Here is a 13,033-nt window from a genome sequence, read left to right on the forward strand (position 1 = left end):
CCTCTCGGCCTCCTTCCCGCAACCATCTTACATCAGACCAAACACACAGGATCCTCGGGTCAAGCCCGAGGATGACGTCGGTGGGGGGACAGGGCGGATGTCTCCGCCCCGGTCCCTTTTCAGTGCCGCGGTGCCGCCGGGCGGAAATCGCCCGGCTCCAGCCGCGTTTCGATATGCGGCACCGTCGCGCCGCGGGCGACGCAGAAGAGATCGCTGCATCCGGTGATGCGGAAGCCCGCCTTCTCCTGCACCCTGAGCGAAGCGACGTTGTCGGCGAAGATGCCGGACCGGATGTCCGTGCCGGGCATCCGCATCAGGAACCGCGCCGTCGCCGCATGCACGGCCTCGCTCATATAGCCCCGCCCCCAGTAGAAACGGTTCAGCCAGTAGCCGAGCTCCCATCCGCTGCGGCTGCGCTCGAAGGAGACGCAGCCGATATGCACGTCGTCTCCCGCGGTGATGGCGAAGGCCCAGCCCTCGTTGAGATCGGTGGTGGCGACGGAAAGCCATTCGGCCGCATCCTGCCGGTCATAGGGCGCGGGCACCCGCGCCAGCATGCGCGAGACCTGGAAGTCGTTCAGCGACTGGGCGATCGCCTGCGCATCGGACATGCGGTGCGGGCGCAGGACGAGGCGCGCCGTCGCGACGGTCGGGCAGAGCCCGGGGCCGACGATGCGCGCGCCTTCCGTCTGGGTCTGCAGGACGTTCATCGCATGCCTCCCCAGCTCTTCAGCGAGACCCAGGTCTTGCGGTCCAGCCGGTACCATTCGACGGGCACCATGCCGCCGACGGCAAGGCTCTGCACCATGCCGGTCGCCTGGAACTGGAAGCCGCACTTCTGGATGACCCGCCGCGAGGGGATGTTCATGACCCGGCAGCGCGCATCGATCTGCTCGATGTCGCGGGTGCGGAAGGCCATGTCGATCAGCGCGTGGGCCGCCTCGGTGACATATCCCTGGTTCCAGTAGGGCTCGCCCAGCCAATAGCCGAGCTCGACCGTCCGCCCGTCCTCGTGCGGTTCGATCCCGCAGCATCCGAGGAAGGCGCCGTTGTCGGCTTTCGTAATGGCATAGACGCACTTGCCAATCGCGCCGGCGCGTGTGCGTCGCACGAAATCGGCAGCATCCGCGACCGTGTAGGGGTGCGGCATGCGGGCGACCATTTTGGCGATATTGGCGTTGTTGGCGAGATGGGCAAGGGCGTCGATGTCGTCTTCGTGCGGGGCTCTCATGACGAGCCTCTGCGACAGCAAGATCGGGCAATCGGTCCTCGACCGTTCAGGCCTCAGCCGTTCCTTGGGAGACCGTGATTGGCCTTCCCTTAACAATTCGGTCTGCATGGTTCAGTCCTCCAGAGCAAAAAGGGGAGATAAGGTCTTGCCCCATCTCCCCTTTTTTCTTCAGGCCTGAACCTGTAGCGTCAGCCGGGTCGATGAGACGCCGGCTGTTTTAGAGCGCTACCGGCTTATTCCGCTGCTTCCGCTTTCGGGGCTACAGACACGTAGACGCGACCGTTGGCCTTCGTACGGAAATTCACATTGCCAGCCGTAAGGGCGAAGATCGTGTGATCCTTGCCGAGGCCGACATTGGCACCGGGATGCCACTGCGTGCCACGCTGACGGACGATAATGTTGCCTGCGACGACGGCTTCGCCGCCGAACTTCTTCACGCCAAGGCGCTTGGACTCGGAATCGCGACCGTTGCGCGAGGAGCCGCCAGCTTTTTTGTGTGCCATGGGAGTTCTCCTTTACCTGTCCAGATTATTCGGCTGCGGCTTCAGCGGCGGCTTCGGACTTCTTGGAAGCCTTCTTGGCCTTGCCGGCTGCGGCGATGTCGAGAATGCGGACGGTCGTGTTGTGCTGACGATGGCCGCGCGAGCGCTTCGAGTTCTGGCGGCGGCGCTTCTTGAAGGCGATGACCTTCTTGCCACGGCCATGCTCGACGACTTCGGCGGTCACGATGGCGCCTTCGACGAAGGGCGCGCCGATCGTGGCATCGGCGCCGACGCCGACCATCAGCACTTCGGTGAATTCGATCTTGGCGCCTGCGTCACCCGACAGCTTTTCAATCGTCAGGACGTCGTTGGCGGCCACGCGGTACTGCTTACCGCCGGTCTTGATGACTGCGAACATATTTTATCCTTTCATGTTCGTGCCGGCTCTTTGCCTCCGAAGGCAAGGCCGTCTTTTTGTCAGTCGGTAATGGCGATGCATTGGCGCACCGCCGGCTCAAGCGGTTCCTTGCGGGATAGCCTCTCGGCATGGCACAAAGAACCAAGTAGCGGCACAGGTCGGACCTATGCCACTGCACCTTGCGCAATAGGTGAGGCCATGAAAACTGTCAAGGGGATTTCCGTCACCATGACAAATAGATGAACTTTCCGCGCGCCAGCCCCCTTGCAACCCCGCCCGACACCCGCTATGTACCGCCCGCGCTGGAAAGCGTCGACCCGATGCGGAGAGGTGGCAGAGAGGTCGAATGCACCGCACTCGAAATGCGGCATACCTGCAAGGGTATCGTGGGTTCGAATCCCACCCTCTCCGCCATAAATTCCGTCTATGCACTTGATTTATTTGGGAAATTTCAGACAGGCGGATCGTTAGCCCCACCCACAGCCCCACCAAGTTTGTTCTTTGTACGGGCTCAATCTGTTCCAGTAAGAGAACACCCGACCACTCATGCAGCCGGGCACTATTGTCAAAAATCGCGAGCGACCACGACGAAACAGGTCCGGTGGTTGATGTGCGACCGCGGCGGAGTGGGAACGCTCGGGAGGGGTTGGCGTCATGCGACCACCGGCAAGCGTTCCAGCATGGCACGGAAAGCGGCGAGCCGGTCGGGCAAAACTGGTCGGAAACGACGAGCATCATAGGGAAGATCGTCAACGCCGCTGTAGCTATCGCGGCCTCTGAAAATCTCCTGAAGCCTGATGGCTTTGTACGTCTTACCCTCGTGCGTATAACTGCCGGACCATCTGACGGTATAGATCCGCCCTCGCGTGAGACCGTTCAATACCAGAGTTACGTTCGGGATAGGCTTGCCCCGTAGCCGATCATTGATGCATTCTACGAGCTGGCCGGGTTCGAATTGGATCGCCATTCAGCCCTCCCACCCATCGATTTGATCACCCATGAACTGCGCGGCCTCTTCCGGTACATGGATGCGCAAGCCCATAGGGTTCGCCCATCCGAGGCTGTGTTCCGAATCCTCGTCCTGTTCGCCTTCACCCGCCCATTCGCCGCCACACCCCATAAGGGCCTTGTTCTGGTCGATGTGGCCGGTCCAGCCGTGCGAATACTCGTCATCTGAGCTGTCGCCCTCCAGATCAACCTCTATCCGGCCATTGTGGTACTGTGCGCTCAGGAGAGAGGGCTCCAGGTCATCGCCATCATCTTCCCTGTCATCCCCCACGCCAGCGCTCCAGAGCGTCTGTGTGTGGCTTGGCTTCTGATCGCCGTAGCTGTGGCCGCTCGACGCAGGATGGCGCTCGGTAGCGCCGAGGATCGGTTCCCAATCGGCGTTGTCTTGTTCCCGGTCATCGTCAAGGCACATGGCCTCATTGATCGGCTGACCAGCGTTCGGCCAACCGTGCGTCGGCTCCAAGTCGCCACCGTCCTCAACGTCGGGGTCGTCCTCCAACGCGTCGAGCAAATCGATAAGCCGCTCGATGGAGGTAGCGATGGCGGCGCGGGGTGTGGTTTCGGGCAGCACGAAAAACAGCGTGCCGTCACGCCGCTGAATGTCGGGGTAGTGTTCCATGGTGGTTCTCTCGGTTCAAACCCGCTTTCGAAGGCGGGGGATGTGAGGCTTTCGAAGGCATCGCATCCTAAGCCGGTGTCAGACCGGCAGCCGGGGGTTCGAAACACGCCGAGAGACGTGCAGCACACTTTTAATGGTTTCCCATCTGGACATGGCGTGCTCCCCCGGCCTACAAAGGTCGGGTTCGGAGCACTCGCCAAAGTGCGCCATGCGATTTTGACGCCGCCAAGCGTCTCACGCAATCAGCAACATGACGCCGCCAAGCGCATGCTGCATATATCTCGGTCCGGGTTTCGAAGCCCACGGACAACTTGCCTGATTTGCCCCAGACATTCAAGCGCACCCTCGCCAAAGGGTGCACGCTTGCGTCAGCATCCAGATGCTACGCTCTCCATTGAGCTTGGACTACGCCATCGAGAGCCTCAATCGCTCGACCAAGGGCACGGTGATTTATCTTCTTTCCGATCCAGCCGCATCGTTTGAAGTAGGTACCAGTTCGAGCGGCACTATCGAGATCGGGCATAGTCCAGCCAATTTCATAGCACTTTTGCCGAACCGCATCTAAACCGCTGTTTCCAGTCAATTTGTAGGGCTGCCGACCACGGCGCCGAAAACCCCGGTAACGCGCGGCCTGCTGTATGTTAACCCAAGTGGAATGAGGAAAAGCTGCGCAAATGTCTTCCACAGATGCAGTTCTATAGATTCGCCTTAGCTTCGAGATGTCGGCTGCAGACCAGACGTGAAACGCTCGTCTCAGGCCCAATTTTGCGCATTGACCATAAATTGCGATGCGGGTGCGATGAGGTAGGCGTTTGCACATGGCATCGTAGTTGCCTTTGAATTTGATCAGCACCGCGCGTTCCTTATCAGTCCAAAGTGCCTGCCCCCTCATATTCACACCTTCGCGCTGCATCCTTCTTAGTGACCGCTCACTGGAAGCGGCATTTCGAGCAAAATAAGCTAACGACATTTGCACCTCCCGCAGTGGAGAGGAGAGCGCAACGAAAGGCGTTCGGCGAATCAAAAGTGAAGTTTTCCCTGCTTTTCACAGGTTGACTTTAGCGTGTATCCTGCCAATCTCCTCGCCTTATGAGGAAAGTGGCCGGGGGGATAATTGTGCGAGTGATCATCCGCTTCTCAGTCGATAACGAGAACAACAGCGCATTGCGAAATAAGTTGACCGGCGTGCTCACTCGCGCAGGCCTTGTTCGAGGTGCGAATACGGCGACCTATGAGGCTATGCACCTCACGAGCGGAAATGTTGGTCACATGCTGAGCGCATTCTGGAGGAGGGCAAACAACCACCAAGGCCCTGGTCGGATCGATCATTTCTGGATGTATTCAGATAAGTCGGACCTCGACGACATAGTGTAGTAAGCCTTTGAGCGCCGCGGATGTACCGGGCTCATCCAATTGCAAAGGCCGGGAGCGTACACCCGGCCTTTCGCATGTTGTGCTCCTATAGGAAGCCACGAGCCTTCCGGGAGACTGGCACTTTCACTTCGTCCGAGGCCAAATGCTCCGGTATCAACCTGATCTTAGCGCCCTCGATTTCAAGCTCGGCAATGAAACCAGCCTTCGAAGCGCCTTTGCAGATGGCAGTGATTTGCGTTGACGTGATGACTAGCGGTCTTGTCATGTATCCCCCTGCACGCGAACCGTATCATGGGCGAAGCTAATAGATCGCTTTCTGAGTGGCCTCAAGCACCTTGACTCCAGCGTGCAGTATGCCAGCCTGATCGCCTATTTGGGGAGTGGAAGATGGCAGAACAGTTTGAAACTGGGGATGTTGTGGACCTTAAGTCTGGCGGACCACTTATGACAGTTAACCGAGTGAACAAGGATGGCGACGTAATATGCGAATGGTTTAATCAAGAGGGGCAGAAGTACGAACCAAAATGGCACGCCTTTAAACCTCAGATGCTCCGGCGGCTAAAATCCAAAGGAAGTAATACCTAGAGTATTTATGCGATAATACGACCTCGCCCGCCTCAATCATCTTCTCGATTTCCTCGCGGACTTCAGTAGGAGTCTTCGGCGCAGCCAAGGCATAGAGAGCTGTTGGGTCCAAATTCAACACGATGTTGGATTTGCCACCGTATACATCCGCGACCTTCATGAACCGGGTTGCGGCCGACATGCTCATGCCGAACTCGGCTTCGATCCAAGGCATAAAAATGCCGTGCCCTATGCGATCCACGCGCATCCGAGACCGGGCAATTCGTCGGGCAGGTGAGTTGCTCAAGCAGATCGAGCCGGCAAAGCCGGGGCCGAAACCAGAGATAGGTGTGGGCGCCCATACCGAATTGGGCCGGCAGGTGGCAGGTGAAAAGGCCGGATTGTCCAAGCACCAACAGGTGCAGGCCATCCGCGTCGCGAACATCTCTTTCGCAGAAGTTGACTGGACACTACACGTCAGCGTTGCCATTGTTGATCAGCCATGGAGATCTACAATGAACCGGTACATTTTACTGCTCTCCCTTATCTTATTCCCCGTCGAAGGGCGCTCCCAAGATGTACCCGGTCCGGCCGCCGCTGCGATGGAAGGATGCATGATTTATCGTCTTACCCATGGGAATGATGGTCGGTCATCACTCAAGCTCATTGAAGAATGCAGCGACGACTTCAGTGCATACATTGAAGAGTGCATGCAGACCACTAACTTAGAGAAGTCGAGTTGTCTTCTCGCGGGGGCAAGTGCTGCCTATGGGACCACATATCGCGTCACAGGCAAGTATCCTGAGGAGTAGAGGAGATTAATGCGGGCTGCAAATAAGTCAGACGGAATCGCGATGCTATGTAGCCGAGGCCCTACACGGAATTAGCTTGCGACTGTAGGCTACGGTTACGAGTTCCGGCAGTTTTCATAAACCGTTGCGCCTGGCTATAGGTGATCCCGCTCTTCTCCTCCACCCATACACCGAAATGCCCGCGGGGCAGCTTGGCTTTGATCGCGAGGAGTTCGGCGCCCATCGTGGCCATCTTCTCATCAGATACGCGCTCATAGCGCTGGGGAAGCCGTACAGGCGCGTTCTTTGGATTGGGCAGACGGAATGCCTCCGGGCTGTAAAGGCGATTGTGCGCCTCTCTGGCGGCGTTCTGGTGAGATATAGAGAGGCCCTGGAATTGTCGCACCGTCATGCCGAGGCCGAAAGCCAGTTCGGCGATGGCCCGTCGCTTCGGATCTGCCATCTTTCGAATCGCCACGATCTGCCAGTTATTGAGGTGGCGCATCGTTCCGACACCATCGACTTCAATTTCTGTGATCAATCTTCGACCTTCCATTAGATAGGTTGAAGAAATTCCCATTGTCAGCTGGGGACCCGTTGGGCATTAGGGCGCTCCTGGGTCTTTTGCCCGATGTCCAGAATGATTACCAAGACCAGCTCGTGATCCGCATCCCAGACGGGATCAAGGAGCATGCTCGTATGTTTCGACACTGAATGCATACGTGGTGAGAGAGCCAGAACCAGACGACGTAGTGCATCCAACGTACACACGTTGCCCAGCTCCTACCCTCTTTTTTGTTCTAGTTACACCGGGTCCGGCCGCGCCCCCCCTTGTGATCTTTATGGTTGCCAGAACATTCCTATCCGCAAAATTATTCTTTACGTAAGCCTCTTCTCCGAGCTGACCGCAACGATCGCCGTAAACAATTGTCACACTCATTGCTTCAGTCTCCGCCCTAATGTCAATCGAACTACAACTGTTGCACGCCACGCGTAGTCGTACTATAGAATCATCTACTTAAAATAGCGAGAGGAAACCTCATGCCTAGATCATTGGAAGAAGCTCCCGCGGCGCGTGAGGACATGAATCTCATTGGAGCGCGGAAGGGCGATCACACCGCGGAGATTTATGTTGATGAGGAGACTATCGCTATTGGGCCGGATGACCAAATATACGGCAATTGGCGGAGCACACCACAGGCTGCGTGCGAAGATAAAGGTCGAACTGTATGGTTTTACCGCAAGCAACTTGGATTTTCGGAAGTGGTCTTGGTCTGCACTAGCTCTGCCGGAATGGTCTCGAGGTTTGACATCTCCGCTGAGTGATATCGCCCTGCTTTGGGCTTTTTCGTGTTACTCACCCCTACTCAGCAAGCCGAAGCCCTCGCCTACAGAGGTGAAGAAGACCACGGCGAGCCGGAATTCGCTCGATAACCTTCATTGAATTCTTGTTTCAACCCCGCCCATTCGGCGGGGTTTTGCATTACTGTTCACCCCTGTACATCTGCCGTAAAACTGCTGCTGAGGGTGATCGCATCTCCAGGAGCGGCAACAAACCCCGTAAGCTTAAGGAAAAGATTTCCCGCGCCGGTCATGTCTACAGTCGTGTCTCCCGAAGAGACGTGACCGGTCGAACCGTTTAGACGCACTTCAAACTCAACGCGCTGGGACGAGGCTCCGCGAACATACAGGTAGAAATCTGCAGCCCATTGCCCGGTAAATGTACTTGGGATTGTTGCCGACGACACACTCGTTCCAGCCGCATCCAAATTAGTGTTGCCGATGCGGAAACGCAGTATCTTGTCCGCTCCTGTCCCAGTTGTACTTCCTGCGATCCGGACATGCAGGGCTTTTCCAACATAGTTCGACGAAGGTGGACCTTTCCATTCGCCGGCATTGAGCGTGAACGACGCAAGGAACGTCTCGACACCGCTCGAATTGGCTACCGTTCCCGGAACTATGGTCCGATCTGCCGTGATGGTGGAGATCGCCTTTGCGTACCGCGGGCTCGCCGTGGATGACTCCCGCCGCACGATATTGCGAGTGTTCGCGTCCGCCGTCCCGTCGTTGTAGTTGATGCCCGGATCGTCCTGAAGATCGCCGCCGGGCGCCTCCCAGATGGCGGTTTCATTATTCGAGAATATGGCCGTCGAATCTACATGCGCGCGCGCATTGGCCCCGATCTCAAGCCCGATGAAGAAATCATCGATGTCGGCATTCACATGACCTGTGCAGCCTTCCCGCACGGCGATGCCGCGACCGGTTCCACTGCCCCGCAGGATCGGCATATCGCCAGCAATTGGGTTTCCATTGGTCTCGTCCATCTTGTAGCCGATGGCATGATAGACGTTGAACAATTCCTGAATGCACGCATTGGAGCCTGCGCCCGCCCCCATGTCGAAGATGCCGCCCGACACATAGAGGCTGCACCGCCGCTGGGCATCGATACCGTTTGCGCCGGCAAAATCGAAATGCACGTTGTCGGTCGCAAGCACGGAGTCTTCCACTGCCGCAAGCTGCGTTCGCGTCCAGTTGACAAAGGCAACGTCCTTCACCTTGAATTTCGCCCCAGAGACGCCGCGAATTCCGATGGTGGTTGCTGCCGTGCCGTCTATGACCGCAGTCGGCACGTTCGGATGGCCGCCAACGTCCGGCCCTTTGATTTCAATGAGCTTTTCGCTCGAAAGGCCGAAGGGGATGGTAGCGACAACAGCCGACGCACCCGTATAGGTGCCAGCGGCTGACTGGACAATCCACTTGCCGCGCAGCACCGGCCCGTAGAAGGCGAGATCGTTAAGGGCGCTTTGGAGCGTGGCCTTCGGCTCCCCGTCTCCAAGTCCATCATTCGTATTGTCGCCCGCCGGGTCCAGATAGATGACGTTCGTGTCTGCGCGCTCGTTCGTGATGTGCCAAACGTTGCTGCCGCGAAGGACGCGGCCGGGACCGCTATGCTTGACGCTATGGAAATTCGCAATGGACTCGGTCGTGAGAAAGTCAGCGTCCGGCCATGCTACCTCACCGCCGGTCACGTCCGCCCATGTGACGACCTTCTGAACGGCAATTGTGTCGTCCTCCGCTCCATCACCGACAGCTCCTTGCATGTATGGCGTGACGGCCAGCTCATCCACGGCCCACCAACGTCCATCATTCTGGAACTTCAGGTCGTAGGACGGCTCGCTATCTACGACCTTGTAAAAGGCCCCCCCGATCACAGTCGCGGGGTCGCCGGGCATCGGGTCGTAGGCCTCGACATAGACGCGTTCAACATCGGCAGGGATGAGGGCAAGGTCTGCCTCGCGGAACGACGGGATGCGATAAATGCCCGTCGTGATCGTCATGACGTCGCCGACGGCCAAGCCTGAATCCGCTATAGCTCGGCCATTTGTCGCGGAGAACACGGCGATGTTATCCAAGACCGACGAACTTGGCCCCACTACCGTGCCGGTGGAGATCGGTCCAATCGTGGCACCGTTGACGCGGGCATAAAGACCGATATTCGTGCACCAGATATCGCCGTCTTGGGGATTGTTTGGCGCCACGCCGACACTGATCGCGAATCCGGCTCTAGCGGAGGTGGAGGCGGTCGTGATGAGCGGCCCCGACATGGTGTCGCCGGCACGATTTACTGGCGTATAGCCAAGCTCATCCTGCTTTGAGGAGAAGGCCAAATTCCATTGTGCGGGCGTCGGTACGTAGGCGTACGACCATCCAGGCGAAGTACCCATGGCGTCACCTACCTAATCAGAACAAAGGAGTGACGATGACGAGGCCCGGGGACCCGTTGCCGCCATTACGATTTGGGCCGGCATCAAGGTTGTTGGCCGATCCACCGCCACCAGCGCCGAACCCGCTGCCCCATCCGGCACTGGTATTGGACGAGCCATTGCCGCCCGCACCGTAAGGTCCGCTCGCGCCGAGGCCACCGTGGCCGATAACGACAGAATTGATACCAGCATTGCCGGGACCACCAGACATGCCTTCGATGTTCAGATCACCGCCGGTTCCGTCGCCACCAGTTGCATAGGTCGTGAAGGCATAGCCGTTGGACAGAACGACGGCGCCACCATCGCCGCCCGTGGCGGAGCACACGCTGCCGAAGCTAGACGTACCGCCATTTGGCCCGGCACCCGTACCGCCGACACCGCCAGCACCGATAGTGACGGCATAACTCGAATTGGGCCCAACAATCAGTTTCCGCGCGATGCCGCCTGCTGCGCCCCCGCCGCCGATACGGATTTCACCGACGCCAGGCGTTGCGCCGCCCCCACCAGCACCCCCGGCCCCAACAACGATAACATCCAGCGCTCGGCATCCGGTCGGCGTCGAATAGGTCTGATTGGTCGTGATGTAGACGGGAGCGCCAAGGACGTATTGCGACGAGGTTTGAACCACCAACGGCACCCAGTTTGCGCCACCACTGTTCGGGTTTGTGGTGTTGTCGTCCACCGTGTTGAGGTAGAGCGTGCCCGCCGTATTGCCGATGACGATTGCGCCCTGCGGGTAGCCGCCGATGGCGGTCGAGAAGTCACTATCGTAGGGCACGGCGCCGCCCGCGCCCTGCCAGCGCGACCACTGCGTGATCTGGCGCAGGATGCCGTTGAAGTCCTGCCCGAACGGAGGAACGCCGCCAGCGCCGACAGGCAGGAAGGTGAGAGGCGGGAATCCCGTCGTGAGCGAGGCCGCGCCGTCCTGAATACCGACTTGAGATGCTTCGGGGATGGTTCGGATGTACGAGCCGCTTGCACTGTTGCCAAACGGGATCGGGAACCGAGCCGGGAGGTCGGAGATCTTCATGGATTACGCTCCACAGTTGGGGAAAGGAACCGCGAAGCGGTACGGAGAATGGGTTGCCGGCCCGGCTTCCGGTCGTCACGAAAGGCTGTCCGGCTGCCGCTGTTGTCGCGCACACCTGCGGCTGGTGCGCCCGTGAAGAGGACGACACGGGGAAACTCGCGAATTGAGAACGTCACCCCACCGCCCCAGGAAGCGGAAACGGCAGGGTGACGATATTGCTGGCCCGGCTCCATTCCTGCGAAGGAGACGATAGGAGACTGTCCAGCTGCGGCGGTTCTCTCGGACACCGGCCGCTGGTCCGCCCATACGCGAAAGCGATGAAAACGCATGGGGACTACCATGATCACACCTCCGGCAGCGGCGCGTCTGCGTCCGCGGTCAGGGCGTTAAATGCCTGTTTCCAAGGGGCGATGATGTGGGCGACCTCGGGCGAATTGATCGACTTCCCTGCTCCGGGGATCACCTCAAGCGGATTGTCCAGAAGGCGCTCGCGACGGCGCTTCGCTTCGGAAGGAGGCCATGAGGTGTCGCGACTGTTAAGAAACACGAGAACAGCGAGATCAGGACCCAGCTTTTCCAACGCGTCACGAACGCGGGCCTCGATCTCAGCCGCCCTCGTCACCATCAGCGCCGACGCGGCGTTTTCAACCCGGGTGACGGCCGATTCCAGAACACGTTCTGCGTTCTCGACTGACGTTTCCAGGCTAAGGCGGGCCTGCTGGGCCGCCGACATGATTTCCTCGGCGTCGGCAAGACGCTGCTGGGCTGCCTTCAGATCAGTGTCAAGCAGATCAGTGCCATCAATGGCTCTCTGAGCCGAACGCTGGGCGCGACTGTCGATAAGCTCGGAGACGTTTTCCGTGGCCTGATCGATCTCATGGTTGAGATCCCAAGTGCGCCTTTCGGCACGCTCATGAGCCGCTGCGATGCGATCACGCTCGGCCTTTGCCTGGGCATGGGCATCAATAGCGCGGCGCAGCTCGACGCGAAGTGGGTCGTCTTGTGCCGGCGCGGTTCTTGCGATCTTGAGAATGTTCCTCATTTCGCGGCACCTCCGACCGACGCCGAACCGATCGGTGAAGCGCCGATCACGAACGGCTTTGCAGCTGGCTTGGGCTTACGTGCCATCTCAGCGCCCCTCTACCGCGATGCGAGCGGCGTCCGGCCAGCGTTGGGCAAAGCTCTTCTCGCTGGCAGCGGATACGGGCGTGCGCTTTTTCGGTTTGGCGAGCGGCGCATCGCTTTTGATGCGGGCGATGTCCGGAAATCGCTCGGCGAAACTTGAGCGCCCCGGCATGGCGCGATCAGACGCGCGCACGTCTGCACTGCTGTTGCCGGCAATCATCTCAGGATCAGGCGGGTTGTCCTTGGCCGGACCGCGCTCGTCCTCTTCGCTGTCTTCAGCGTCGGCTTCAACGCATGCTTTGCGGATCGCTGCCCAACCTTCCTCAGAAAGCGATGCGGCGAGCTTCCGGAGCGCCCCTATATCGAGAGCCGGCTTTCGGGCCTCCGGCTCTCCTTCATCGAATGTGAGGCCGTATCGCGAAGCATCGAACTTGCCGCCCTTCGAGAAATCCGACACCGGCACCCGCAAGGACTTGCCGGGTACGCGGCGCATGTTCTTCGGCGCGCCGTCAAAAGCGCCTTCGGGAGCGGGATGGGTGAGATGCGGGTTCGCCTTCAGGAAAACTGCGAAGTTATGCAGTTCCAAGTCGGAGAGCAGTTTATCGGGATGGCCGTTCATCGCGGTTC

14 protein-coding genes and 1 tRNA gene are annotated in these 13,033 nt (G+C 59.0%); 3 read left to right on the forward strand and 12 right to left on the reverse strand.

Translation table 11 applies throughout. From position 1 onward, the window contains the following. Window positions 1-119: 119 nt before the first annotated feature. From MUU56_RS31975 to rplU, 4 genes are all read right to left on the reverse strand, one after another. Window positions 120-710, reverse strand: a complete 591-nt coding sequence (locus MUU56_RS31975; RefSeq protein ID WP_245083086.1) for a GNAT family N-acetyltransferase — start codon at window positions 708-710, stop codon at window positions 120-122. Beyond that, window positions 707-1,339: a GNAT family N-acetyltransferase gene (locus tag MUU56_RS31980; RefSeq protein WP_245083090.1), complete on the reverse strand. Its 633-nt coding sequence runs from the start codon at window positions 1,337-1,339 to the stop codon at window positions 707-709. Before MUU56_RS31980 ends, MUU56_RS31975 begins: the two co-directional genes overlap by 4 nt. Window positions 1,340-1,464: 125 nt before the next feature. Beyond that, window positions 1,465-1,734 (reverse strand): 50S ribosomal protein L27, encoded by a 270-nt coding sequence (gene rpmA / locus MUU56_RS31985; RefSeq protein WP_064331928.1) that lies wholly within the window; start codon window positions 1,732-1,734, stop codon window positions 1,465-1,467. A 25-nt stretch (window positions 1,735-1,759) separates the two neighbouring features. Then, window positions 1,760-2,131, reverse strand: a complete 372-nt coding sequence (gene rplU / locus MUU56_RS31990; RefSeq protein ID WP_245083095.1) for a 50S ribosomal protein L21 — start codon at window positions 2,129-2,131, stop codon at window positions 1,760-1,762. Window positions 2,132-2,455: 324 nt separating this feature from the next. Here rplU and MUU56_RS31995 point away from each other — a divergent pair. After that, window positions 2,456-2,545 (forward strand) — tRNA-Ser (locus tag MUU56_RS31995). Between the two features lie 238 nt (window positions 2,546-2,783). Here MUU56_RS31995 and MUU56_RS32000 read toward each other — a convergent pair. Both MUU56_RS32000 and MUU56_RS32005 read right to left on the reverse strand, forming a co-directional pair. Beyond that, complete coding sequence (locus MUU56_RS32000) at window positions 2,784-3,098, reverse strand: CAP-Gly domain protein (RefSeq protein WP_245083098.1); 315 nt, start codon at window positions 3,096-3,098, stop codon at window positions 2,784-2,786. After that, window positions 3,099-3,758 (reverse strand): hypothetical protein, encoded by a 660-nt coding sequence (locus MUU56_RS32005; RefSeq protein ID WP_245083102.1) that lies wholly within the window; start codon window positions 3,756-3,758, stop codon window positions 3,099-3,101. It abuts the gene before it with no gap. Window positions 3,759-5,519: 1,761 nt separating this feature from the next. On the opposite strand from MUU56_RS32005, the gene MUU56_RS32010 reads away from it, so the two are divergent. Further along, window positions 5,520-5,717, forward strand: a complete 198-nt coding sequence (locus tag MUU56_RS32010) for a YodC family protein (protein ID WP_263195035.1) — start codon at window positions 5,520-5,522, stop codon at window positions 5,715-5,717. Here the strand turns inward: MUU56_RS32010 and MUU56_RS32015 are convergent. Further along, window positions 5,668-5,904 (reverse strand): uroporphyrinogen decarboxylase family protein, encoded by a 237-nt coding sequence (locus tag MUU56_RS32015; protein WP_245083197.1) that lies wholly within the window; start codon window positions 5,902-5,904, stop codon window positions 5,668-5,670. The genes MUU56_RS32010 and MUU56_RS32015 overlap by 50 nt on opposite strands. A gap of 91 nt (window positions 5,905-5,995) precedes the next feature. Between MUU56_RS32015 and MUU56_RS32020 the strand changes: the two genes are divergently transcribed. After that, on the forward strand, window positions 5,996-6,508 hold the full coding sequence (locus tag MUU56_RS32020; RefSeq protein WP_245083105.1) for a hypothetical protein: 513 nt from the start codon (window positions 5,996-5,998) through the stop codon (window positions 6,506-6,508). A 61-nt stretch (window positions 6,509-6,569) separates the two neighbouring features. On the opposite strand, the gene MUU56_RS32025 is transcribed toward MUU56_RS32020, so the two are convergent. The 5 genes from MUU56_RS32025 to MUU56_RS32045 form a co-directional block, all read right to left on the reverse strand. After that, window positions 6,570-7,028 (reverse strand): hypothetical protein, encoded by a 459-nt coding sequence (locus MUU56_RS32025; protein WP_245083108.1) that lies wholly within the window; start codon window positions 7,026-7,028, stop codon window positions 6,570-6,572. Window positions 7,029-7,977: 949 nt separating this feature from the next. After that, window positions 7,978-10,212: a hypothetical protein gene (locus MUU56_RS32030; RefSeq protein WP_245083111.1), complete on the reverse strand. Its 2,235-nt coding sequence runs from the start codon at window positions 10,210-10,212 to the stop codon at window positions 7,978-7,980. Window positions 10,213-10,228: 16 nt separating this feature from the next. Next, entirely contained in the window at window positions 10,229-11,281 is a 1,053-nt protein-coding gene (locus MUU56_RS32035; protein ID WP_245083114.1) for a glycine-rich domain-containing protein, read from the reverse strand. A 343-nt stretch (window positions 11,282-11,624) separates the two neighbouring features. Next, window positions 11,625-12,323, reverse strand: a complete 699-nt coding sequence (locus MUU56_RS32040; protein WP_245083116.1) for a DNA repair protein RecN — start codon at window positions 12,321-12,323, stop codon at window positions 11,625-11,627. A gap of 87 nt (window positions 12,324-12,410) precedes the next feature. Then, complete coding sequence (locus MUU56_RS32045; protein WP_245083119.1) at window positions 12,411-13,025, reverse strand: hypothetical protein; 615 nt, start codon at window positions 13,023-13,025, stop codon at window positions 12,411-12,413. Window positions 13,026-13,033 lie beyond the last annotated feature (8 nt).

The sequence above is a fragment of the Shinella yambaruensis genome, assembly GCF_022899355.1.
Classification (GTDB): Bacteria; Pseudomonadota; Alphaproteobacteria; order Rhizobiales; family Rhizobiaceae; genus Shinella; species Shinella yambaruensis.